The organism is Pseudomonas sp. GW821-FHT05H12 (assembly GCF_059419385.1).
Genome location: NZ_JBWKRS010000007.1, coordinates 188,980 through 212,573 on the forward strand (window position 1 = coordinate 188,980; position 23,594 = coordinate 212,573).

21 protein-coding genes and 1 riboswitch are annotated in these 23,594 nt (G+C 63.4%); of the genes, 15 read left to right on the top strand and 6 right to left on the bottom strand.

What is annotated here, in order from left to right; all coding sequences use genetic code 11:
• The first annotated feature begins 17 nt into the window (after positions 1 to 17).
• The 5 genes from AC07SU_RS08800 to AC07SU_RS08820 all read left to right on the top strand — a co-directional run bounded on the left by AC07SU_RS08800 (position 18) and on the right by AC07SU_RS08820 (position 6,408).
• A complete protein-coding gene (locus AC07SU_RS08800) occupies positions 18 to 1,574 on the top strand; it encodes an ABC transporter substrate-binding protein (protein ID WP_494996806.1) in 1,557 nt (518 codons plus the stop codon).
• Positions 1,575 to 1,586: 12 nt separating this feature from the next.
• Positions 1,587 to 2,528, top strand: coding sequence for an ABC transporter permease (locus AC07SU_RS08805; RefSeq protein ID WP_176997692.1), 942 nt, complete (start codon positions 1,587 to 1,589; stop codon positions 2,526 to 2,528).
• Positions 2,525 to 3,379, top strand: a complete 855-nt coding sequence (locus AC07SU_RS08810; RefSeq protein WP_494996807.1) for an ABC transporter permease — start codon at positions 2,525 to 2,527, stop codon at positions 3,377 to 3,379. Before AC07SU_RS08805 ends, AC07SU_RS08810 begins: the two co-directional genes overlap by 4 nt.
• Positions 3,380 to 3,381: 2 nt before the next feature.
• Complete coding sequence (locus AC07SU_RS08815; protein WP_494996808.1) at positions 3,382 to 5,010, top strand: ABC transporter ATP-binding protein; 1,629 nt, start codon at positions 3,382 to 3,384, stop codon at positions 5,008 to 5,010.
• A 111-nt stretch (positions 5,011 to 5,121) separates the two neighbouring features.
• Positions 5,122 to 6,408 carry an OprD family porin gene (locus AC07SU_RS08820; RefSeq protein ID WP_494996809.1) on the top strand — a complete coding sequence of 429 codons (1,287 nt, stop codon included), beginning with the start codon at positions 5,122 to 5,124 and terminating at the stop codon, positions 6,406 to 6,408.
• A 146-nt stretch (positions 6,409 to 6,554) separates the two neighbouring features.
• Here AC07SU_RS08820 and AC07SU_RS08825 read toward each other — a convergent pair whose 3' ends face one another.
• Positions 6,555 to 7,433: an FCD domain-containing protein gene (locus AC07SU_RS08825; RefSeq protein ID WP_176997696.1), complete on the bottom strand. Its 879-nt coding sequence runs from the start codon at positions 7,431 to 7,433 to the stop codon at positions 6,555 to 6,557.
• A 141-nt stretch (positions 7,434 to 7,574) separates the two neighbouring features.
• On the opposite strand from AC07SU_RS08825, the gene AC07SU_RS08830 reads away from it, so the two are divergent.
• The 4 genes from AC07SU_RS08830 (at position 7,575) to AC07SU_RS08845 (ending at position 12,153) form a co-directional block, all read left to right on the top strand.
• Complete coding sequence (locus AC07SU_RS08830; protein WP_494996810.1) at positions 7,575 to 9,080, top strand: serine hydrolase domain-containing protein; 1,506 nt, start codon at positions 7,575 to 7,577, stop codon at positions 9,078 to 9,080.
• 12 nt (positions 9,081 to 9,092) lie between these two features.
• Complete coding sequence (gene aptA / locus AC07SU_RS08835) at positions 9,093 to 10,388, top strand: omega-aminotransferase AptA (RefSeq protein ID WP_494996811.1); 1,296 nt, start codon at positions 9,093 to 9,095, stop codon at positions 10,386 to 10,388.
• A complete protein-coding gene (locus AC07SU_RS08840; RefSeq protein WP_494996812.1) occupies positions 10,385 to 11,812 on the top strand; it encodes an aldehyde dehydrogenase family protein in 1,428 nt (475 codons plus the stop codon). The genes aptA and AC07SU_RS08840 overlap by 4 nt, the downstream gene beginning before the upstream one ends.
• Before the next feature lie 74 nt (positions 11,813 to 11,886).
• The gene (locus AC07SU_RS08845; protein WP_494996813.1) at positions 11,887 to 12,153 is read left to right on the top strand and encodes a hypothetical protein; all 267 of its coding nucleotides are present in this window, start codon (positions 11,887 to 11,889) and stop codon (positions 12,151 to 12,153) included.
• Between the two features lie 5 nt (positions 12,154 to 12,158).
• Here AC07SU_RS08845 and AC07SU_RS08850 read toward each other — a convergent pair whose 3' ends face one another.
• A complete protein-coding gene (locus tag AC07SU_RS08850) occupies positions 12,159 to 13,091 on the bottom strand; it encodes a GlxA family transcriptional regulator (RefSeq protein WP_494996814.1) in 933 nt (310 codons plus the stop codon).
• A gap of 160 nt (positions 13,092 to 13,251) precedes the next feature.
• Between AC07SU_RS08850 and AC07SU_RS08855 the strand changes: the two genes are divergently transcribed.
• Positions 13,252 to 13,929, top strand: coding sequence for a type 1 glutamine amidotransferase domain-containing protein (locus tag AC07SU_RS08855; RefSeq protein ID WP_494996815.1), 678 nt, complete (start codon positions 13,252 to 13,254; stop codon positions 13,927 to 13,929).
• 79 nt (positions 13,930 to 14,008) lie between these two features.
• Positions 14,009 to 15,130 (top strand): alkene reductase, encoded by a 1,122-nt coding sequence (locus AC07SU_RS08860; protein ID WP_494996816.1) that lies wholly within the window; start codon positions 14,009 to 14,011, stop codon positions 15,128 to 15,130.
• Between the two features lie 57 nt (positions 15,131 to 15,187).
• Here the strand turns inward: AC07SU_RS08860 and AC07SU_RS08865 are convergent, their stop codons facing one another.
• Positions 15,188 to 16,186: an NAD(P)H-quinone oxidoreductase gene (locus AC07SU_RS08865; protein ID WP_494996817.1), complete on the bottom strand. Its 999-nt coding sequence runs from the start codon at positions 16,184 to 16,186 to the stop codon at positions 15,188 to 15,190.
• A gap of 159 nt (positions 16,187 to 16,345) precedes the next feature.
• Here AC07SU_RS08865 and AC07SU_RS08870 point away from each other — a divergent pair, with 159 nt between their 5' ends.
• The gene (locus AC07SU_RS08870) at positions 16,346 to 17,221 is read left to right on the top strand and encodes a LysR family transcriptional regulator (RefSeq protein WP_494996818.1); all 876 of its coding nucleotides are present in this window, start codon (positions 16,346 to 16,348) and stop codon (positions 17,219 to 17,221) included.
• A gap of 21 nt (positions 17,222 to 17,242) precedes the next feature.
• Here the strand turns inward: AC07SU_RS08870 and AC07SU_RS08875 are convergent, their stop codons facing one another.
• Positions 17,243 to 18,061, bottom strand: coding sequence for an alpha/beta fold hydrolase (locus tag AC07SU_RS08875; RefSeq protein ID WP_494996819.1), 819 nt, complete (start codon positions 18,059 to 18,061; stop codon positions 17,243 to 17,245).
• Between the two features lie 149 nt (positions 18,062 to 18,210).
• Here AC07SU_RS08875 and AC07SU_RS08880 point away from each other — a divergent pair, with 149 nt between their 5' ends.
• Entirely contained in the window at positions 18,211 to 19,278 is a 1,068-nt protein-coding gene (locus AC07SU_RS08880) for an NAD(P)-dependent alcohol dehydrogenase (RefSeq protein WP_494996820.1), read from the top strand.
• An 85-nt stretch (positions 19,279 to 19,363) separates the two neighbouring features.
• Here the strand turns inward: AC07SU_RS08880 and mntP are convergent, their stop codons facing one another.
• Together mntP and AC07SU_RS08890 are read right to left on the bottom strand one after the other, a co-directional pair.
• Positions 19,364 to 19,927 carry a manganese efflux pump MntP gene (gene mntP, locus AC07SU_RS08885; protein WP_494996821.1) on the bottom strand — a complete coding sequence of 188 codons (564 nt, stop codon included), beginning with the start codon at positions 19,925 to 19,927 and terminating at the stop codon, positions 19,364 to 19,366.
• A 10-nt stretch (positions 19,928 to 19,937) separates the two neighbouring features.
• A riboswitch (yybP-ykoY riboswitch) is annotated at positions 19,938 to 20,107 on the bottom strand.
• 66 nt (positions 20,108 to 20,173) lie between these two features.
• Positions 20,174 to 20,746: a LuxR C-terminal-related transcriptional regulator gene (locus tag AC07SU_RS08890; protein ID WP_494996822.1), complete on the bottom strand. Its 573-nt coding sequence runs from the start codon at positions 20,744 to 20,746 to the stop codon at positions 20,174 to 20,176.
• 130 nt (positions 20,747 to 20,876) lie between these two features.
• On the opposite strand from AC07SU_RS08890, the gene AC07SU_RS08895 reads away from it, so the two are divergent.
• Positions 20,877 to 22,055 (top strand): acetyl-CoA acetyltransferase, encoded by a 1,179-nt coding sequence (locus tag AC07SU_RS08895; protein ID WP_494996823.1) that lies wholly within the window; start codon positions 20,877 to 20,879, stop codon positions 22,053 to 22,055.
• Between the two features lie 3 nt (positions 22,056 to 22,058).
• A complete protein-coding gene (locus AC07SU_RS08900; RefSeq protein ID WP_494996824.1) occupies positions 22,059 to 23,591 on the top strand; it encodes a class I adenylate-forming enzyme family protein in 1,533 nt (510 codons plus the stop codon).
• Positions 23,592 to 23,594 lie beyond the last annotated feature (3 nt).

The following is a 23,594-nucleotide window of genomic DNA, read 5'->3' on the forward strand; positions in this document are numbered from 1 at the left end:
GAAGGAGAACGTCTCCCGTGAATCGCTTACTCAATGGAACGCTGTGCCTCACCCTCGCACTGGGCGCCGGCCTCGCGCAGGCCCAGAGCACTTTGCGCGTGGGCTTGAACGCCGATATCCGCAGCACTGAACCGGGCGTCAACCGTGATGAGAACACCGACACGGTGATGCTGCACATCGTCGAAGGCCTGGTGGCTCATAGAGAGGATGCCTCCGTCGGCCCGTTGCTGGCCCGCGAAGTGCTGCGCTCGGACGACGGCATGACCTACACCTTCAAACTGCGTGAAGGCGTGCACTTCCAGAATGGCGCCACCCTGACCGCCCAGGACGTGAAGTGGACCTGGGAGCGTTACCTCAACCCCAAGACCCAATGGCGCTGCCTGGCCGAATTCGATGGTCGTGGCGGGGCGAAGATCACCGGCATCGACACGCCGGACCCACTCACGGTGGTGTTCCACCTTGACCAGCCCAGTGGCTTGTTCCTGGCCTCGATGGCACGCCCCGACTGCGGTGGCAGCGGCATCCTGCACCGCGACTCGCTGGCGGCCGATGGCAGTTGGAAGGCGCCGGTGGGCACTGGCCCGTTCAGCCTCACCGAATGGAAGCCCGGCCAATACGTGGTGTTGTCGCGTTTCAAGGACTACAGCCCGCGTGACGAAGCCGGGCCGGATGGTTTCACCGGCAAGAAGCAGGCGCTGGTGGATGACCTGCGCTTCATGGTGATACCCGACCCGTCGTCGGCCAAAGCCGCCTTGATGTCCAACAACATCGACCTGCTGCCCAACGTCAGTGCCAGCGATGCCGAGGAGCTGAAAGCCACGCCGGGAGTGCAGATTTCGTTCAGCCCGATCATGGCCATCTGTGGCTTGCTGTTCCAGACCAACGACCCGCTGCTCAAGGATGTGCGTATCCGCCGGGCCATCGCTGCCTCCCTCGACTATGGGCAGATGGTCACCGCGCTGTCCAATGGCACCTCCGAGCCGAACAACTCGGCGATCCCGCAGACCAGCCCGTTCTACAGCGCCACCGCCAAGCAGGGTTACCACCACGACCCGCAACTGGCCCAGCGCCTGCTCAAAGAGGCCGGCTACAACGGCCAGCCGATCAAGATGATCGTCAACAAGCGTTACTCGCAGATGTTCGACATGGGCCTGCTCAGCCAGGCCATGGCGGTGGCCAGCGGCTTGAATATCCAGATGGAAACCCTGGAGTGGGGCACCCAGCTGGAGCGCTACCAGAGCGGCAACTACCAGATGATGGCGTTTTCTTATTCCTCGCGCCTGGACCCGGCCACCAGCTTCGACTCGCTGATGGGCGACAAGACCAAGGAACCCCGCAAAGTCTGGGACAACCCCCAGGCCCAGGCAGTGCTGCGCGAAGCGGTGCGTGAGAGCGACACGGCCAAGCGCCAAGCGCTGTTCGACCAACTGCACACGATGATGATCCACGACACGCCGATGGTGATCATCTACAACGGCACGGTCGCCGCAGCGCTGCGCGACAGCGTCAAGGGCTTCCATTCGTGGCCGGTGTCGTCGCCACGGTTGTGGGGCGTCAGCCTCGCGGCACAGTAACAGGGCCTGAACATGTTGCGTTTTATCCTGCAAAAACTCGGCATGGCGGTGCCTACGCTGTTGCTGATTTCGGTGATGGTGTTCGCGTTGATCCGCCTGATTCCCGGCGATCCGGCGCTGCTGATGTTGGGTGATATGGCCGACCCACAAAGCCTGGCGGACATGCGCCACACCCTGGGCCTGGATCACTCGCTGGTGACCCAGTTCCTGATCTGGTTCAAGGCCGTGCTGAGCTTTGACCTGGGCTTCTCCATCAGCACCAAACAGGCGGTGCTGCCGCTGATTCTCGACCGGTTCAGCGTCAGCGCGACCATCGTGCTGGTGGCGGTGTTGCTGGCCACGTTGATCGCGGTGCCGATCGGCTTGGTTGCCGCCTGGAAGCAGAACAGTGCCCTCGACCTGGGGTTGGTGTCCGTGGCGACCTTGCTGCTGTCGATCCCCAGCTTCTGGCTCGGCTTGTTGTTGCTGCATGCCTTTGGCATCCAGTTGGGCTGGCTGCCGGTGGTGGGCTACGTGAGTTTCGCACAGGCTCCCTGGCAAGCCATGAGCTACATGGTGCTGCCGGTTGTGACCCTGACTCTGGTGGAAGTCGGCGCGATCACTCGCATGGCGCGGGCCAGCACTATCGAAGTGCTGCGTCTGGAATACATTGCCCATGCCCGGGCCAAGGGCCTGTCGGAGCGTGCCGTACTGTGGAAACACGCCTTGCCCAACGCCTTTGCGCCCACCTGGACCCTGGTGGGGTTGATCCTCGGCAACCTGCTGGGGGGGATTGCGGTGCTGGAAACGGTGTTCACCTTGCCGGGTATCGGCCGGTTGATGGTGGACGCGATTTTCGCCCGCGACTATCCCGTGCTACAGGGCTGCCTGTTGCTGATCACCTTTATCTACGTGCTGGTCAACCTGTGTGTGGATCTGCTCTATCCGCTGTTCGATCCAAGGGTGAAGTTATGAGTTCGACAATTGCCGTGTCGGCGCCCGCCAAGCGCCGCCGCGCTTGGGCACCGGCTAACGCCTTGATCGGCGGCGGGTTACTGGTGGCTCTGGTGGCCCTGGCCTTGATGGGGTTGGTGTGGTCGCCGTACGACCCGCTGAAGATCGACTTGCTGTCGCGCTTCCAGGCGCCATCGGCCGCCCATTGGCTGGGCACCGATGAGTTCGGTCGCGATGTGTTCAGTCGCTTGTTGATCGGTGCGCGCACCAGCCTGTGGGTGAGCCTGCTGACGGTGAGTGTGGCGGTCGTCGCCGGCACCTTGATCGGCATGCTCGCCGGTTACCTGCGCGGCTGGACCGACCGCCTGTTGATGATGTTCAACGATGCGCTGCTGGCATTCCCCGGCATCCTCATGGCCCTGGGCATCATGGCGATCATCGGCGCGAGCAAGTACGGCATCGTGTTGGCCCTGGGTATCGCCTATACGCCTTCGGTGGTGCGCGTGGTGCGCGGCACGGTGTTATCCCTGCGCGAGCTGGAGTACATCGAAGCGTCGCGGGTCATCGGCAATTCCGAGCTGTACACCATGCTGCGGCACATCGCACCGAACTGCCTGGCACCGCTGTGCGTGCTCGCCACCAGTATGTTCGGCTGGGCATTGCTGTCGGAAAGTGCCCTGAGCTTCCTTGGCTTGGGCGTGCCGCCACCGGCCGCAACCTGGGGCAACATGCTCGCCAGCAGCCGCCCCTACATCGCCTCTGCACCCTGGCTGGGCGTATTCCCCGGGCTGTTTATCTGCCTGACGTTGCTGGCGATCAACCTGTTTGGCGATGCACTGCGTGATCGCCTCGACCCACGGATGAGGAAGTGAACATGTCGACCAATCCTGTTTTGCTCAACGTGGAACACCTGAAAATCCGTGTGGGTGAGCACGGCCCGTTGGCGGTGGATGACTTGAGTTTCAGCATCGCCCCCGGTGAGATCGTGGCGTTGGTGGGCGAGTCTGGCAGCGGCAAGACCATGGCCGCCCGCGCCGCCATCGGCCTGCTGCCGTTGCCCATGCAGGTGTGCGGTGGGCGCCTGGATTTTCAGGGGCGTGACCTGGCCAGCGTGAGCAGCGAAGAACTGCGCGGCATTCGCGGCGCGAGCATCGGCATGGTGTTCCAGGAACCCATGGTGTCGCTCAACCCGGCGTTGAAGATCGGCCAGCAGATGAGCGAAGCGCTCAGGCTGCACACCGACCTCGATCCGCCGCAGATTCGCGAACGTTGCCTGACCATGCTGCGGCGCATCGGTATCAAGGCGGCCGAACGTTGCCTGGAGTCTTACCCGCACCAGTTCTCCGGTGGCATGCGCCAGCGCATCATGCTGGCCTCGGTGATGCTGCTGCGCCCGGCGTTGTTGATCGCCGACGAGCCCACCACCGCGCTGGACTGCCTGGCGCAGTTGGACGTGATCGAGTTGATGCTGGAACTGACCCGCGAGCAGGGCACCGCGATCCTGTTTATCAGCCATGATCTGTCCCTGGTCGCCCGTTATGCCCACAAGGTGGTGGTGATGCGCCACGGCAAGGCCGTGGAGCAGGGCAGCATCGACGACATCCTGCTGGCTCCCAGGGCCGACTACACCCGCCAACTGCTGGAAGCCTTGCCCCGGCGTGGCGAGCTGGCAGCGCTGCCGGCGAGTAATGGGCCATTGGTCGAGGTGGACCAGGTGTGCATCGAGCACCCCGGGCCGACCTCGTTCTGGGGCAAGCGCCAGTTCAATCGTGTGGTGCATTCGGCCAGCCTGGTGATCGCCCCGGGCGAAACCCTGGCGCTGGTGGGTGGCAGCGGTTCGGGCAAGACCACCCTGGGGCGTTCGCTGGTGGGGTTGATCAAGCCCTGCGCCGGGGCGATCCGCTTCAAGGGCGTGGACATCCTCAAGGCGGCCAACCGTACCCATCGCTTGCAGTGCCAGATGATTTTCCAGGACCCGTATTCGTCCCTGAACCCACGGATGAAAATCGGTGAAATTCTCGCCGAACCGTTGCGCCACGAGCCCGGCCTGAACGCTGCCGAGCGCCGCGAGCGGGTGACGCAGACCCTCAAGGACATCGGCCTGGGCGAGCAGTTTGTCGAGCGCTTCCCCCATCAGCTCTCGGGGGGGCAGCGCCAGCGCGTGGCCATCGGCCGGGCCCTGGTGCGTCACCCGCAACTGGTGATCGCCGACGAGCCGATCTCGGCCCTGGACATGACCATCCAGAAGCAGATCCTCGAGCTGTTCGAGCGTTTGCAGGCCCAGTACGGCTTTGCCTGCCTGTTCATTTCCCATGACCTGGCGGCGGTGGAGCGCATCGCCCATCGGGTGGCGGTGATGCACCAGGGCAATGTGGTGGAAGTGGGTTCGCGCGAGCAGATCTTCGATCACCCGCAGCACCCGTACACCCGGCAGTTGCTGGCCGCCGCCAGCCCGCTGGAACAGTTGCCGGACGGCGGCTACCGAATACGCCCGGCCATTTAAAACCCTGATTTCACTCGGCGCGCAGGCCGTGAAGCCTGCGCGATGGGGAACGTCGTGCCCAGAAAAACAATAAGACCTACTCACTCCCAACGACTGCCAGGAGCCAAGACCATGCATAACAACAACACGCTCAACCTGATCCTGAAGGGCGCCGGCCTCGTGAGCGGGGGCCTGCTGTGCGCCCCCGCCCAGGCGGACTTCATCAAGGACAGCAAGGCGGATCTGGAGCTGAAAAACTACTACTTCAACCGCGATTACCGTGAAGACGCCGGGCAATCCAAGCGCGAGGAATGGGCCCAGGGGTTCATCCTCAACCTCAAGTCGGGGTTCACCGAGGGCACCGTGGGGTTGGGTATCGACGTGGTCGGCATGCTCGGGCTGAAGCTCGACTCCAGCCCGGATCGTTCCGGCTCGGGCCTGTTGTCCCGGGACAACGACGCCACGCCGGACAAACCGAGCTACGCCAAGCGCGCCCATGACGAATATTCCAAATACGGCGTGACCGGCAAGGTGCGCTTTGCCAAGAGCGAACTGCGCAGCGGCTACCTGCTGCCCGACCTGCCGACCTTGCAGCCCAACACCAGCCGGTTGTTCCCGCAGACCTTTCGCGGTACCCAGGTGACCTCCACCGATATCGCCGGGCTGGCCCTGATCGGCGGGCAGATCGACCAGACCAGGCAGCGCGAGTCCACCGACTACGAAGACATGGCGCTGACCAGCCAGAACGGCGCTTATAAAAGCACGGGCAAGAGTGATCGTTTCCGCTTTGCCGGTGGTGATTACAAGCTCACTCCGGGCATGACCCTCAGCTATCACTTTGCGCAGTTGGAGGACATCTACCAGCAGCACTTTGTGGGCGTGAAAAACAGCTTTGCCCTGGGCGGCGGCACGCTCAAGACCGATATCCGCTATTTCGACGCCGACAAGTCCGGCGCCGGCCTGGCCGGCAAGGTGGACAACCGTGCGCTGAGTACGCGGGCCATGTTCAGCTACAAGGGCCACAGCTTCGGAGGCGGCTATCAGGAACAGTACGGTGAGACGCCGTTCACCTACGTGGACGGCACCAACACCTACCTGTTTTCCGAGTACCAGTTGAGCAACTTTTCCCAGACCAACGAGCGGGTCTGGCATGCGCGTTATGACTTCGACTTTGCGGCACTCGGGGTGCCCGGGCTGACGTTTTCCACGCGGTGGGCCAAGGGTGACCAGGCCGAGGTGAAGGGGTTTGCGGGGGAGGGGCGTGAGTGGGAGCGGGACATCGACCTGGGCTATGTGTTTCAGTCCGGAGCGCTCAAGGGGGTGTCACTGCGCTGGCGCAATGGGCTGAGCAAGGCCAACTATTTCCGGGACATGAATGAGAACCGGGTGATTGTTGGCTACACCGTGGCGCTCTGGTAATGACGATGGGCGGGGTGTGGCGTGCTCGGTCCACATGTGGGAGCTGGCTTGCCTGCGATAACGGTCTCTCGGTGTGCGTATCCGTTGCGGCAGTCAAACCTGCGTTCGGCCAGCGTGCTCGGTCTCCCCGCACGACGCCAAGGTCATTAGCCCTTGTTCCTGGCCACCCGCAACTTGCTCGCCACATCCAAATGCCGGTGCAACAACGTCGACGCCCACTCGTTATCCCCTTGCTCCAGCGCATCCAGGATTGCCAGGTGCTCGCAGCACGACACCTTGACGCGCTCCGGGTTGTTGACGGTGTGGAACTCGGTCAGGCGGCGCAGGCGGTTCTGCTGCTGGATGGCTTGCAGGAGGTAGCCATTGCCCGATGCCGCCGCCAGCAGTTCATGGAACTCGGCGTTGTACTCGATGAAGCGTTGCCCATCGACCTTGCCTTCAAGCAGTTCCATCTGGCGTTCGCGGCAGCGGCGGAACTGTTCGGGGTTGATCTTGAAGGTCGGCTCCATCAACCCCGCAGGCTCCAGCAGCATGCGAAAGCGGTAGCTCTCGAAACGGGTCTGTGGGCTGTTCAGGGTCGGCAGGAACTGCCAGCCGTGGCCGTGCTTGCGTTGCATCACGCCTTCGTCCGACAGGCGCAGCAGGCAGCGGCGCAACACGCTTTTGCCGACGCCGTAGCGGCGCAGCAGGTCGCTTTCGGAAATCTGATCGGGCAGCACCTGGTTCAGCCGGTCGTCAATCAGCCGGGTGTACAGCGCGTCCTCTTCGTTGTGCAACTGCGTGAACTGTTGCACCAGGCCATCGGCCGCTTCCAGTGGCACGCGATAGCCCTGCTGGGGCAGCGGCTCGATGGCCTTCTGTTCGGCCAGGTACACCAGCGCGCTGCGGATCGGCGAGCGCGATACCCCCAGGCGCTGGGCCAACTCCACTTCCTTAAGGTGCAAACCGGGTTGCAGGTCGCCGCTGGTGATGGCGGCCAGGATCTGGCCGGCGACTTTGGTCTGCAGCGAAGTGAGTGAGGACATGGCGCGTGATCGTTCCTGTGACAGGGAGGGCAAGGATACCCGGAAAGTCTGGATTATAGAGGGCTCAAATACATCTGGGCCGCTGCGAACAAATCTTTATCTGCATTATTTGAAATATAAAAACATTTTCGAGGACCCATCATGACCTACATCCCGCTGCCAAGGGCCTTGCCCGCCGACCGTGGCGTCGATCCCGCCGGCGTTGTCGACTTCCTCCAGGCCGTCGCCGACATCGGCCTCGAACTGCACAGTTTCCTGCTGTATCGCCAAGGCGCCGTGGTGGTCGAGGCCTATTGGCAGCCCTATTCGGCCCACCGCATGCACGTGCAGCATTCGGCAACCAAGAGCTGGACCGCCACCGCGATCGGTCTGTTGATCGACGACGGCCGCCTGAGCCTGGATGCCAAGGTGGTCAGCTTCTTCCCCGAACTCTGCCCGCAGCCCATCAGCGCCAACCTCGCGGCAATGACCGTGGAAGACCTGCTGACCATGCGCACCGGCCACTCTCGCGGAATCTCCGGGGGCGACTGGCGCAACCTGCAGAGCAGTTGGGTCGAAGCGTTCCTCAATGAGCCGGTGGATGAGCCACCGGGTCAGTCATTCATTTACAGCAGCGCGTCGAGCTTCATGTTGTCGGCCATTGTGACCCAGGTCACTGGGCAAACGATGCAGGCGCTGTTGCAGGAGCGCGTGCTCGGTGACTTGGGGCTCGACCACCTGGAATGGGACCTGGCCCCGGAAGGTTTCAACTCCGGGGGCAATGGCCTGAGCTGCACCAGTGAAGACTCGCTGAAATTCGGCGTGCTGCACCTCAACCGGGGCCAGTGGCAGGGGCGCCAGTTGTTATCGCCACACTGGGTGGCCGATGCCACGCGTAACCAGGTGGACGACGTGTGGATGGGCGAGTTCGACGGCAAGCAATACCTGCCGCGTGACAAGAACAAGGCCAATGAGGCCCAGCGCGAAGGCTACGGCTACCAATGGTGGATGACCGAGCACGGCGGCTACTACGCCTCGGGTGTGTTCGGCCAACACTGCATGGTACTGCCGGACCAGGACACGGTGATTGTCTTCACCAGTGGCTTGCGCCTGGGGGAGAAACGCTTGCACGCGGCGCTGTGGCAGCACCTGTTCCCGGCGTTGGGCCGCACGGCCATCGATGCCCAGGCCAGCCAGGCAAAGCTGGAGGCGCTGATCGACGGCCTGCGTTTGCCGAGCTTGCATGGTTTGAAAACTTCGCCGGCCAGCCAGGGCTTGCAAGGCCGTTTCGCCATGGAGCCGAACGAAGACGGCGTGCGCGAAATCGCCTTTGATTTCCAGGGCGATCACTGCGATTTCACCCTGGTGGATCATCGCGGCACTCACCACGTGCGCGCCGGTTTCCAGCAGCCGCTGGAGACGCTCACCAGCATCACCGGCAACTACCTGCACCACCAATACCAGCCGGAACAGACCCCGGTGATCGCCCAGGCACGCTGGTCCACCGAGGGGGCGCTGATCATGGATTGGCGCTTTGTCGAAACGGCCTTCGGTGACCATGTCAGCTGCCGTCTGCAGGACGGTCGCTTGCGCTTCGACCGTGGCGTCAACACCAACGCCGGCAGCCTGCAACGTCCGACCCTGAGCGGGTCGCGCATCCAGCTTTAAGGAGTACACCTCATGACCTCATCCCTGTGGGCCCCGTTTACCGCGATGCGCCCGTTCAACCGCCAGCCGATGTTGTTCGACCGCGCGGCCGGCATGCACTACACCACCCCCGAAGGCCGTCAGGTGCTGGATGCCATGGCCGGGTTGTGGTGCGTCAATGCCGGGCACGGTCAGGCGCAGATCGTCGAGGCGATTCGTGAAGCGGCGGGGCGCCTGGACTTCGTGTCCTCGTTCAAGATGAGCCATCCGGCCGCGCTGACCCTGGCCGACCGCCTGGTGGACACGGCCCCGGCCGGCCTGGACAAGGTGTTTTTCACCAACTCCGGTTCCGAAGCGGTGGACACTGCGCTGAAGATCGCCCGTGCCTACCACCAGGCCCGGGGCGACTGCCGCAGGACCAAGCTCATCGGCCGTGCCAAGGGCTATCACGGCATGGGGTTTGGCGGGTTGTCGGTGTCGGGGATCGGCCGGCAGAAACGGGATTTCGGCCCGTTGCTCGGCGACGTGGCGCACTTGCCGTTGCCCTATGACGCGGGTTCGCGGTTCAGTGCCGGCCAGCCAGAGCAGGGTGCGCACTATGCCGATGCGCTACTGCAACTGCTGGAGGTCCACGACCCGGCCACTGTGGCGGCGGTGATTGTCGAGCCGGTCACCGGTTCCGGTGGGGTGTATGCACCGCCACTGGGCTACCTGCAAAAGCTGCGCGAGCTGTGTGATCGCCATGGGCTGCTGCTGATTTTCGACGAGGTCATCACCGGATTCGGGCGCGTGGGGCATTCGTTCGCCGCCCAGGCGTTCGGTGTGACGCCAGACCTGATGTGCCTGGCCAAAGGGCTCACCAACGGCGCCGTGCCCATGGGCGGTGTGCTGGTCAGCGGCGCGGTGTATGAGGCTTTCATGCAAGGCCCGGAACAGGCCATCGAGCTGATGCACGGCTACACCTATTCAGCCCATCCGCTGGCCTGCGCGGCCGGTTTGGCCACCCTGGAGGTGCATGCGGTACTGGGCATCAATGCCCGTGTGCAGCAGATTGCACCACTGTGGCAGCGCACCGCCCTGGGGTTGCGCGATAACCCGTGGGTGCAGGACGTGCGCGCCATCGGCTTGCTGTGTGCCGTCGAACTCAAACCCCGCGACGGTGCCCCGGGCGCCAGGGCGGGCGAGGTGGCGCAGCACTGTTTCGACGCCGGTGTGCTGGTACGGGCTTCCGGGGAAAACATCGTGCTGTCGCCACCGTTGATCATCGACGAAGAACAGGTCGCGCTGGTGTTCAACACCTTGCGCCACGCCCTTGAGGCCACCCGATGAACAGCCTGGATTTCTATATCGACGGTGCCTGGGTCAAACCGTCGGGCGGCGAAACCTTGTCGGTGATCAATCCCGCCACCGAACGCCCCATCGCGACCATCAGCCTGGGCACTGCCGTCTACCTTGACCGTGCCGTGGCTGCGGCCAGGCGCGGATTCGACGGCTACGCGCAGTGGTCCCGCGAACAGCGCCTTGACCTGCTGGCGGCCATCATCGACGGTTACCGCCAACACAGCGAAGCGCTGGCGCAGTGTGTGCACCAGGAGATGGGCGCACCGTTGTCCCTGGCTCGCAGCGCGCACGTTCCGGCAGGTCTGGGCCACTTGCAGCGTGCCCATGAGGTGCTCAAGGACTATGCCTTCGACCAGATCCACGGCAGCACGCTGATCAGCCGCGAGCCGATTGGCGTGTGCGGCTTGATCACACCGTGGAACTGGCCGCTCAACCAGCTCACCTGCAAACTCGCCCCGGCCCTGGCGGCGGGGTGCAGCGTGGTGCTCAAACCGAGTGAAAAAGCGCCGTTGTCGGCCATGTTGCTGGCGGACATCCTGCATCAGGCCGGCGTGCCCAAGGGTGTATTCAACCTGATCAACGGTGATGGGCCGACCCTCGGTGACGGCATCGCTCGGCATGCCGGTATCGACATGGTGTCGTTCACCGGTTCCACCGGGGCGGGCATTGCAGTGGCGAAGGCAGCGGCGGATACGGTCAAGCGGGTGTCCCAGGAATTGGGTGGCAAGTCGGCCAACCTGATCCTGGCCGACGCTGACTTTGAGGTTGCCGTGCGCCATGGCGTGAGCAGTTGTTTTCGCAACAGCGGGCAGTCGTGCAATGCGCCGACGCGCATGCTGGTGCCCCGTGCCTTGCAGGCCCGTGCAGTGACGATTGCCCGGGACGTCGCTGCTGGCATCTGCTTTGACGATAGCCACCCTGGGAGCGCCATGGGCCCCTTGGCCAACCAGGCCCAGTTCGAACGGGTCCAGGCGTTGCTGGGTAGCGTGGACATTGCACCGGTGTGCGGTGGTGTGGGGCGGCCCGAAGGCATGACCACAGGCTTCTACGCACGACCGACGGTGTTTGCCGATGTGCACCCTGAGTCGCCCATTGCCCGTGAGGAAGTGTTCGGCCCGGTGCTGGTGATCATCCCCTATGACAGCGAAGAACACGCCATCGCCCTCGCCAATGACAGCCCCTATGGTCTGTCGGGCTATGTCAGCGCCGGCAGCCTGGAACGGGCGCAGGCTGTGGCACGGCGCTTGCGCACCGGTATGGTTCATCTCAATGGCAGCAAGGCCGACAACGGCGCGCCGTTCGGTGGCTACAAACAATCGGGCAACGGTCGCGAGTGGGGGGTGTTCGGCCTGGAGGATTACCTGGAGGTGAAGTCGCTGTTCGGCTACCAACCGGGAGAGGGTTGGCGATAAGGTTGAACTTAGCCGAGCCTGCTGGCTCCTAGACTCGTCGGCCGCTCTGGCCATTAATTTCACAAGGAAGCGAAATGAGCCTGTTCCCTTTGCCAAAAATGCTTGTCAGTGCCGCGTTGCTGTTGACCCTGGGCGGTTGCGTGACGATGTCCGGCGATTACAACGTCACGGCCGTGGACGCCAATGGCCAGCCGATCAAGATGGTGATGACCAGCCATGGCAGTGCGATCTACTCCTCGCGCAACGCGTTCTGCAGCAATTTCCCGAAAGCCACGGTGACCATCCGCGACGTCCACACCGGCGAAGAACTCAAGAGCGAAAGCCCTTACCACTGCCGCTAGGCGTTCTAGCTCCTGAACACCTGCTGCATGGCCTGGGGCGGTTGCCCGAAGGCCCGCAGGAACGCCTGACGCATGCGCTCGCGATCACCGAAGCCGGTTTCGCGGGCTACCACCTCGACCGGGTGTCGGCTGGTTTCCATCAGCACCCGGGCGGCTTCCACCCGCAGCGATTCGATGGCCTTGGCCGGCGTTTGCCCGGTTTCCTCGCGGAACACCCGGCTGAACTGACGTGGGCTCAAGCGCGCCACATCGGCCAGGGCGTCCACCGACAGGTCGTGGGTGAGGTTCTCGCGGGCATAGGCCAGGGCCAGTTGCACGCGGTCGGACCTGGGGTCCAGCTCCAGCAGGGCCGACACCTGCGACTGCTCGCTGCCCCGACGCTGGGCGATCACCAGCTTGCGTGCGATGCGTCGGGCGAGGTCGTTGCCCAGGTCGTTCTCCACCATGGCCAGTGCCAGGTCCACGCCGGCGCTCATGCCGGCCCCGGTCCACACCTGGCCGTCGACCACGAACAACTTGTCCTCTTCCAACTGGATATGCGGATAACGCTTGCGAAAGGCCGGCGCGTGGATCCAGTGAGTGGTGGTGCGCTTGCCCTCCAGCAGGCCGGCGTCGGCCAGCACGAAGATGCCCATGCACAACGAAGCCACGCGCCGTGACTGGGCCGAAGCGGCCTTGACCTGCTCCAGCAGGCTGGCTTCCGGCAGGCGGAACTCCATGTAGCCGCCGACGATCAATGTGTCATAGCCCTGTGGCCGGATCGGTGTGGTGTTCACCGAGAAACCCTGGGACGTCATCACCGCGCCGCCGTTTTCCGACACCAGGTGGAATTCGTAGGCTGGCTCGCCCTGCAACAGGTTTGCGCATTCGAACACCGAGGCCACGCTGAGGCTCAGGCATTCGAAATTCGGGTAAACCAGCAGCGCAACACTGTGCATCGTCATTCTCCAGGGGGCATGGCAAGGAGGGGATTGTCGGCGGCGGGTGGGCAAACGGCAACTGCCATCGGGCATGTCCGAAAACCTTGCGGATATGACGTTGTGGCAACACTCCCTGGCTCCTAAGCTTCAACCCACACTCATCCCGAGGCACTCGACAATGAAAGTATTGATGGTATTGACCTCTCACGATCAGTTGGGAGACACCGGCCGCAAGACCGGCTTCTGGCTTGAAGAGTTTGCCGCACCCTATTACGCGTTCAAGGACGCCGGTGCCCAGATCGTGCTGGCATCCCCGGCCGGTGGCCAGCCGCCGCTGGACCCGGTCAGCGACCTGCCGGACTTCCAGACCGAGCAGACCCACCGCTTCGCCGCCGACCCGGCTGCACAACAGGCCCTGGCCAACACGGTGAAGCTGGACACGGTCAAGGCTGCCGACTTCGACACGGTGTTCTACCCCGGTGGCCACGGCCCGCTGTGGGACCTGGCCGAATCGCCCACCTCCATCGCCCTGATCGAGGCGTTCGAGCGGGCCGGCAAGCCCATCGGTTTCGTGTGCCACGCGCCGGGCGCCCTGCGCCACGTCAAGGCCGCCAACGGTGAGCCGCTGGTCAAGGGCCGTCGCGTGACCGGGTTCTCCAACTCGGAAGAAGCCGCCGTGGAACTGACCGATGTGGTGCCGTTCCTGGTGGAAGACGAATTCAAGACACTGGGCGGCCTGTACGAGAAGGGTGCTGACTGGCAATCCTTCGTGATCGTGGACGGCACGTTGGTCACCGGGCAAAACCCCGGCAGCTCGAGTGACGTGGCCAAGGCCCTGCTGAAACTCACCGCTTGATCTAATTAATCCCCTTATTGATTGGCGACTCCCAGGAGTCGCCAATGCTTTTGCTCGTCCAAAATTTGGAAAACCTCCCATGACAGACCCCATTTTAAGCACCCCGGTAACGCTGGGCGGCCATACCTTGCGCAATCGTATTGTGCTGCCGCCGCTGACCCGCCAGCGCAGCGCCCAACCCGGTGATATCGCCACTGACCTGATGGCGCAGTATTACCGCCAGCGCGCCACGGCGGGTTTTATGGTCAGCGAAGGTACGCAGATCGAACCCCGTGGCCAGGGTTATGCCTGGACGCCGGGCATCTACACGCCGGAGCAAATCGAGGGTTGGCGCAAGGTCACGGATGCCGTGCATAGCGAAGGCGGGGTGATCTTTGCCCAGCTGTGGCATGTGGGGCGTGTGTCTCACCACGGCTTGCAGCCAGAGGGTGAGGCCCCGGTAGCACCGTCGGCGCTCCCGCCCCGGCAGGTCAAAGCCTTTATCGAAACCGGGCCAGGGGCAGGGGAGTTGGTTCAGCCGCCGGTTCCTCGCGCGCTAAGGACTGAGGAGGTCAAGGACTTGGTTCGCCTGTATGCCGAGGCCGCACGCAATGCGATGGCGGCGGGTTTTGACGGCGTGGAGATTCATTCGGCCAATGGCTACCTGGTCAACCAATTCATTTCGGCGCATGCCAACACCCGGGACGACGAATACGGCGGCTCGGTGCACAACCGCCTGCGTTTCCTGCGTGAAATCGTCGCTGCCGTGAGTGAGGTGGTCGGCCCGCAACGCCTGGGCGTGCGGTTCTCGCCCTTGTTCAGCGGCACCGACCTGGACCGTGTGTACATCGGCCTGGTGGAAGAGGACCCGCATTACACCTACCTCGAAGCGATCAAGCTGCTGGAGGCGGCGGGAATCGCCTACGTGTCCATCGCCGAAGCCGACTGGGACAATGCTCCGGAACTGCCGGACACGTTCCGCCGTGATGTGCGCGATACCTTCAGCGGGCGGATCATCTATGCCGGCCGCTACACCGCCGAGCGTGGCGCGCGGCTGATCGAGGCGGGGCTGGCGGACTTGATCGGCTTTGGTCGCCCGTTCATCGCCAACCCGGACCTGCCGCAGCGGCTGTTCAACGGCTGGCCGTTGAATCCATTGCGGGTGAAAGGGATGTACGGGGGCTCGGAGCAGGGTTATACCGATTATCCCGCCTATCGCTAGCTGTGAAGTCAATGTGGGAGGGGGCAAGGCCCCTCCCATTTTTTATCGACGGTGTTGTTAGATAACCCGCAACACAATCTTGCCGATGTGATCCCCACCTTCCATACGCCCATGCGCCTGGTCGGCCGCGGTGTAGTCGAACACCTGGTCGATCATCGGCAGGCAGCGTCCGGCCGACAGCAGCGGCCATACGTGCTCACGCAGTTGGGCAGCAATCGCTGCTTTTTCTTCGCCGGTGCGCGGGCGCAGCAATGAACCGGTGACGACCGCACGCTTGCCGAGGATGGTCAGCAGGTCCACATCATTGGCCCGGGCGCCGCCGAGGAAGCCCAGCATCACCAGCCGGCCGTCCATGGCCAGGGCCTTGAGGTTATTGTTGAAGTAGGAGCCACCCATGATGTCGAGGATCACATTTACGCCCTGGCCCTCGGTTTTCTGGGCGATGACCTCGGCAAAATCCTGCTCGCGGTAATTGATCGCTTCGGCGCCCAAGGCACGGATGGCCGCGCATTTGTCTTCGCTGCCGGCTGTGGCAAAGGCCTGGATGCCCAGCTCGCGGCACAGCATCAAGGCGGTGGTGCCGATACCGCTGGTGCCGCCGTGGATCAACACGCGCTGGCCTTTATGCGCGCCACCCAAGCCGAACAGGTTGGCCCAAACGGTAAAGAAGGTCTCCGGGATCGCGGCCGCGTGCACCCAGTCCATCCCGTCGGGAATGGGCAAGGCCTGGCCGGCCGGTACCGCACAGAATTGCGCATAGCCACAGCCGTTGGTCAGGGCGCAGACCTTGTCGCCAATTGCATATGCACTCACACCATCGCCCAGCGCTACTACTTCGCCGGCCACTTCCAGCCCGGGAAACGGGCTCATGCCAGGGCGCATCGGGTAGGTGCCGGCGCGCTGCAAGGCGTCGGGGCGGTTGACCCCGGCGGCGTGCACGCGAATCAGGATTTCGCCCGGGGCCGGGGAGGGCACGGGCTGCTGACGTGGCTTGAGCACCTCGGGGCCGCCCGGGGTGGTGATTTCAATCAGGGTCATCTGTGCTGGCAGGGTCATGGTGCGAATCCTGTGACGGTGAACGTATGGGGTGGGACCGCAAGGCGCGGTCATTGATTCAGTGGTGTTTCCATGGCGCCCAGCATAGCGGCGATTTTTGATGCAATAATGCTGCGAATTGGCAAGCCATTGATGCATATATGCAGCGGGGAGGCGCGTATGAACTGGGATGATGCCCGGGTGTTCCTGGCGGTGTGCCGCGAGTCGACCTTGCGCGGCGCCGCACGGGTGTTGGGGGTGGACCAGGCGACGGTCGGTCGACGGGTCAATGCCCTGGAAAAGTCCTTGAACGCGACGTTGTTTTTGCGCACCTCCGAGGGCTATGCGCTGACGGCGGTGGGCGAGGCGGCCCTATTGTCGGTGGAAAAGATGGAGCGCTCGGCGATTGAACTTGAGCGCCAGATCCAGGGCCTGGATGACCGCCTGACCGGCACCGTGCGGGTCAGCACCACCGATTCCCTGGCCATCGACTTCCTGATCCCGGCGATTGCCTGCCTGCACGACAAGCACCCCGACGTGCGCGTGCAACTGGACGCCACCACCCAGATCCTCAGCCTGGCCAAGCGCGAAGCCGATATTGCCGTGCGCAACACCCGCCCGGAAAACCCCGACCTGATTGCCCGGCGCATCGCCCGCTGGCCGGTGGGGTTGTTTGCGTCCCAGGGTTATATCGACCGCCACGGCCTGCCGGAACCGGGCAGCGTGTTTGAAGGCCACGACCTGGTGGTCTATCACCCGCACCTGCACAGCCAGAAAGACCTGGCCCTGGTCAACGAGCCGCTGGGGCGCGGGCGCATTGTGGCAGCGGTGGGGTCCAGCCTGTTGGTGCGCCGTTCCATCGCCGCCGGTATTGGCCTGGGTGAATTGCCGGTAGTGACCGGTGAGCGCGACGGGCTGGTGCGCGTCTGGCCCGAGCGCACCCGGGTTTTGCCCTACGACGTCTGGCTGGTGACCCATGCCGACCTGCGCCACACCGCACGGGTGCGGGCAGTGATCGATGAAATTGTCGCAGCGTTTGCGGGGCTGGCCGTGTGACGCCAGGCCCGCTCACCCCAATCAGCGGTTAAGGAAGGCCAGCAGGTCTTCGTTCAGCGCTTGGGTGTGGGTGGCTGCGAAGCCATGCGGCGCATCCTTGTAGACCTTCAACTGGGCGCCCTTGATCAGCTCGGCGGCGGCCTTGCCGGTGGTCTCGAACGGCACGATCTGGTCGCCATCACCGTGGATCACCAGGGTAGGGACATCGATCTTCGCCATGTCCGGGCGGAAGTCCGTCTCGGAGAACGCAGTGACGCAATCCACCGTCGACTTGAGCGAGGCCTGCAAAGCGATTTGCAAGGTTTGGGTCAGCACGCCGGCGGAGACCGTCTGGCCCTTGTTGATCCCGAAGAACGGGGTATTGAAGTCGGTGATGAACTGCGCGCGGTCCTTCAGCAGCCCGGCCTTGATGCCGTCGAACACGGCGGTGGGCACGCCTTGCGGGTAATCCGGTTTCTGGCCGAACAGCGGGGTGACTGCACCCAGCAACACCAGGCCGGCCACGCGGGCGCTGCCGTGGCGTGCGATGTAACGCGCCACGTCGCCGCCGCCCATGGAGAAGCCCACCAGCGTCACGTCCTTGAGGTCCAGGTGCTCGATCAACTGCGCGATGTCATCGGCGAAGGTGTTGTAGTCGTTGCCGGACCACGGCTGGTCCGAACGCCCGAAGCCGCGACGGTCGAACGCGAGGGTGCGAAAGCCGCGGCTGCTCAGGTATTCCATCTGGTATTCCCACATATCGGCATCCAGCGGCCAGCCGTGGCTGAACAGCACGGGCTTGCCGCTGCCCCAATCCTTGAAGTAGATCTGCGTACCGTCTTTGGCAACGAATGTGCTCATGGGAAACTCCTGGGAGGGTGGGATGAAAGCATTACGTCGCACTATTGCGCCAAACCGGACGAAGGGCTTGTACGGATGTGCTCGGTTGAACGGTTCAGCGTCTATGCTGGTCCACTGACCTCCAACGTCAGATCACACAGGTGAACGAAATGGCCAAGACTTACAGCTACGCCGCCCAGAACGCCAAGGATTCCCTCAAGCCCTACACCTTCGAACGCCGCGCGCCGGGGGCTGATGACGTACAGATCGACATTCTCTTCTGCGGAGTCTGCCACTCCGACCTGCACACCGTGCGCAACGAATGGAACAACACCCTGTACCCGTCGGTGCCGGGCCATGAAATCGTCGGTCGCGTCACGGCGGTGGGCGCCAATGTGAAGACCTTCAAGGTCGGCGACCTGGCCGGTGTTGGCTGCATGGTCGACAGTTGCCAGCACTGCGCATCCTGCGCCGAGGGCGAGGAGCAGTATTGCGAGAACGGTTTTACCGGCACCTACAATGGGCCGATGTTCGGGGGCGAGAACACCTTCGGCGGTTACTCGGACAATATCGTGGTCAAGGAGAAGTTCGTGCTGCGCATCTCCCATGGCGATGCCAACCTGGCCGCCGTGGCACCGTTGCTCTGCGCCGGGATCACCACCTATTCACCGCTGCACCACTGGAAGGTCGGCCCGGGTAAAAAAGTTGGGGTGGTCGGCCTTGGCGGCCTGGGCCACATGGCGGTGAAAATCGCCCACGCCATGGGCGCCCACGTGACGCTGTTCACCACTTCACCCAACAAACGCGAAGACGGCCTGCGCCTGGGCGCCGATCAGGTGGTGGTGTCGAAGAACCCGGATGAAATGGCCAAGGTTGCCAACAGCCTGGACTTCATCCTCAACACCGTCGCCGCACCGCACAACCTCGACGCGTTCATCAGCCTGCTCAAGCGCGACGGCACCATGACCCTGGTTGGCGCACCCGACAGTCCGCACCCGTCGCCGGCGGTGTTCAACCTGATCTTCAAGCGCCGCAGCCTGGCGGGTTCGTTGATCGGCGGCATCCAGGAAACCCAGGACATGCTGGACTTCTGCGCCAAGCACAAGATTGTCTCGGACATCGAGATGATCGATATCCAGGGCATTAACGAAGCCTATGAACGGATGCTCAAGGGCGACGTGAAATACCGCTTCGTCATTGACATGCAGAGCCTGAAAAAGGAAAGCCACGCCGCCTGACAACCGCCATCGCCGGCAAGCCACCGCCGATCTCCTGTAGGCGCTGGCTTGCCAGCGATAGCTATCTACCAGACGCTGGTACCGTTCAGGCCGACAGGTGCTCATACAAAATAGTCGCACCCACCAGCATCAACACCACGCCGCCGACCATCTCGGCGCGTTTGCCCACCACGGTACCCAGCACACGCCCGAGCATCATGCCGATCGTGACCATGGTCATGGTCGCCAGGCCAATGGCGGCTGCAGCCACCAGGATATTCACGTCGACAAACGCCAGGCCCACGCCAACAGCCAGGGCATCGATGCTGGTGGCAAACGCCGTCACGGCCAGGATCATGAATGAATGCTGGGTCGGTTTCTCGACCTCTTCATCCTCGGCCTTGAACCCGTTGTAGATCATGTGCAGGCCCAGCGCGACGAGCAGGGTAAAGGCGATCCAGTGGTCCCAGTGTTCAACCCAACGGGTGGCAGCGTGGCCGATGGCCCAGCCGATCATCGGCGTGATGGCCTCGATCACACCAAAGATCAGGCCGGCGCGCAGGGCTTCGGTGAGGCGTGGTTTGTGCAGGCTGGAGCCTTTGCCGATGGCCGCCGCAAAGGCGTCCGTGGACATGGCCAGGGCGAGAAGAATCAGGGAAATGGGGTTCACGGTCAGGCTTCCAGTCGGGCTGCATGAGTCAACGACACACCCACACGCCCGACTTCCGGCATGGATATGTCGCTGGTCTCACCAACCACAACGGTGTTCGTACCACGGCAGGTTGCCGAATATGTTGATACGAACGCTTCTGAACGGGTCAGAAGCCGGTTACTCCCCAACGAAGGGCTGCATCATAGAGGGCCAAACATGAAAAAACCGTCAACGCCTTTCACCCGCGCTTGATGTTCAGCTCTATCAGTTGGTCGGGATGATCTTCGACACCAGCTCCACCACCGTTTTGGCCTGCAACTTCCTCATTAGCCGCGCGCGGTGCACTTCCACCGTGCGATGGGAGATCGCCAGGCGCTGGGCGATTTCCTTGGACTTGTAGCCGTTGACGATCAGCAGGGCGATTTCCCGCTCCCGTGGCGTGAGGTCGCCGGTGCCCTGGTGGGCGCGATCCAGGCGCTCGAAATGCCAGATCATCAGCTTGAACGGGTCCTCGGGCGTGAGGGTGTAGCCGTGGGACTTGGCCCAGAACACCTCACCGTTTTTGTGCTGCATGAAACGCTCGTCGGAGTAGAAACCGTTGTCGCTGTCGAGCAGCCAGTCGTGGCTGCGCTTGCCGATGGCGTGGTAGTCGGCCTGGGACGGGTAGATCAACAGGGTCAACTGGTTGAGCAGGGCTTCGCGCGGGTAGCCGAACAGCTGCAGGAAGGCTTCGTTGCAGTCGATCATCACGCGGTGGCTGGTCACCAGCTGCGGTGCGGGGGAGCGTTGGAACGCCAGGCGTTCGATGTCGGGAAATTGCCGGGTAAACACGGTCATCAGGCATCCTGCCTCGTTGTTTTTCTCACCTGGAGGCTACTTATCCGTGTAAGTAGTTACACGAATTGGCGAGCGACCAGTGGTGGGGCATTGTAGGGAATGTACGCACCAAAAACAGAAGAAATTGATTATGACTGCTCAAAGCGTCTCCATTGTTGCCGCCGGTCATTCGCGTTTTGGACGCCTGGAAGGCACCACCCTTGAAGACCTGATCGTGCAGGTCACCCGCGAAGCCCTGGTGGATGCGGCCATCGATGCCGCGCAAATCGATGCGGTGTTCCTCGGGCATTTCAACGCGGGGCTGGTGCCTGACGGCTTTGCCTCTTCTCTGCTGCTGCAGGCCGACCCGGGGCTGCGCTTCAAACCCGCCACGCGTTGCGAAAACGCCTGCGCGTCCGGCTCGGCAGCGATCCAGGCCGGGGTTAACGCGATCCTGTCCGGCAGCGCCGAGCTGGTGCTGGTGGTCGGTGCCGAAAAGATGACCCACACCTCCACGGCGGCCGTCACTCAGGCCCTGGCCGGCGCCGGCTATCAGAATGACCCGGCAGAAGCCGGCCTGAGTTTCCCGCAGCTGTTCGGCCGCGCGGCGCGGCAGTACGCCGAGCGCTACCACTGTCCGCTGGGCTCGATGGCGGCCATCGCCACCAAGAACCACTCCAATGCCATGGCCAACCCGCTGGCGCAGATGCACCGGGTGATGGATTTTGAGCACTGCAACAATGTGTCGCCGAGCAACCCGTTTGTGGCCGACTCCCTGCGGCTCACCGACTGCTCGCTGATCAGCGACGGCGCCGCCGCCATCATCCTGGCTTCGCCCAAGCGTGCCCGTGCCTTTCGCCGTGACGTGCAGATCTGCGCGATGACCCAGGTCAACGACTGCCTGCCCATCGCCCAGCGTGACATTCTCGCCTTCGAAGGCCCGCAACGGGCGATCCACGCAGCGTTGCGCGGGGCGAACATCACCCTGGCCGACCTGAGTTTCGCCGAGGTGCACGACTGCTTCACCATCGCCGAACTGCTGATCTATGAAGCCATGGGCCTGGCGCCCAAAGGCGAGGGCCATCGCGTGCTCGACAGCGGCGTAGTGCGCGCCGGTGGACGCTTGCCGGTGAACCTGTCCGGTGGCCTCAAGGCCAAGGGGCACCCGGTGGGGGCGACCGGGGTGTCGATGCATGCCTTGGCGTTCCACCAATTGACCGGCGAACCGATCGGTCTGGCAGTGCCCAACCCCGAGTTCGGCCTGGTGTTCAACATGGGCGGGATGGCGGTGGCCAACTATGCCTCGGTCCTCCATGCGCGGCGCTGCTGAACCATGAACATTGCCAACTGGCTGCACGACACCCAACGCCGCGATCCTCAACGCCCCGCGCTGTTCGACGGCACGCGGCAAACCGCGGACTATTCCACCTTCGCCGCCCATGCCCGCCAACGCGCCGCCTGCCTGGTGGACCAGCACGGGCTGGTGCCCGGCGATGCGGTGGCGGTGCTGATGAAAAACAGCGGCGACTACCTGGAATTGCTCTACGCCATCTGGTGGATGGGGGCGGTCGCGGTACCGATCAACGCCAAGCTGCACCCGGCCGAGGCGGCATGGATCGCGACTAACGCCGAGGCGCGCCTGATCTTCACCGATGGCGGCAGGGTGTTTGCCGCACGCGACCTGCCTACAGTCTGCAAGGAGCTGGACGGCCACGTGTTGCCCCCGACACGCCCCTGGCCCACCCTGGAACACCCGGTGCCACGCCAGGACTCAGACCTTGCCTGGCTGTTCTACACCTCCGGCACCACGGGGCGTTCCAAGGGCGTGATGCTGTCCCATGGCAACCTCATGGCGATGTCGCTGTGTTACCCCACCGATGTCGACTCGGTGAGTGGAGATGACGCGGTGGTGTATGCCGCGCCGATGTCCCATGGCGCAGGGCTCTACAACTTCATCCATGTGCGCTGCGGTGCACGGCATGTGGTGCCGGCTTCCCATGGCTTTGACGCCGCCGAGCTGTTCGGGCTCGCGGCCGAGTTGGGCAACGTTTCATTGTTTGCTGCGCCCACCATGGTCAAGCGTATGGTCGAACAGGCGCGGCGCCAGGGTTATGCCGGCGAGGGCATCAAGACCATCGTCTACGGCGGTGGCCCGATGTACTTGGCGGACCTGCGCGAAGCCCTGGACACCTTCGGCCCGCGCTTCGTGCAGATCTACGGCCAGGGCGAGAGCCCGATGACCATCAGCGTGCTGCCACGCGCACTGATCGCCGACCGCCAGCGGCCGGATTGGGCGACCCTGGCTGCGTCCGTCGGCCACGCCCAATCCTGTGTGGAAATCCGCATTCTGAATGCAGAGCACCAGCCAGTGGCCACCGGCGAGCGGGGTGAAATTGCCGTGCGCGGAGCCACGGTGATGCAGGGCTACTGGCGCAATCCCCAGGCCAGCGAGCAAGCCTTGTTAGACGGCTGGCTGTTGACCGGCGATATCGGCTTTCTTGACCCGGCCGGCTACCTGACCCTCACGGACCGTTCCAAGGACGTGATCATCACGGGCGGCAGCAACGTGTACCCGCGTGAAGTCGAGGAAGTGCTGGCCCAACATCCCGAGGTGTTTGAAGTGTGCGTGGTGGGCGAGCCGGACGCGCAGTGGGGCGAGTCGGTGGTGGCGTTTGTGGTAACCCGCAGTGGTCAGGCCCTCGACGATGCCGAATTGACTGCCTGGTTTCTCGAACGCATGGCCTCGTTCAAGAAGCCCAAAAAATATGTGTTCCGCGATGAGCTGCCGAAGAACAGCTACGGCAAAATCCTCAAGACCGACTTGCGACAGTTGTTGAAAGCAGGGAGTATCGCCGCCGTTCGCTGAACC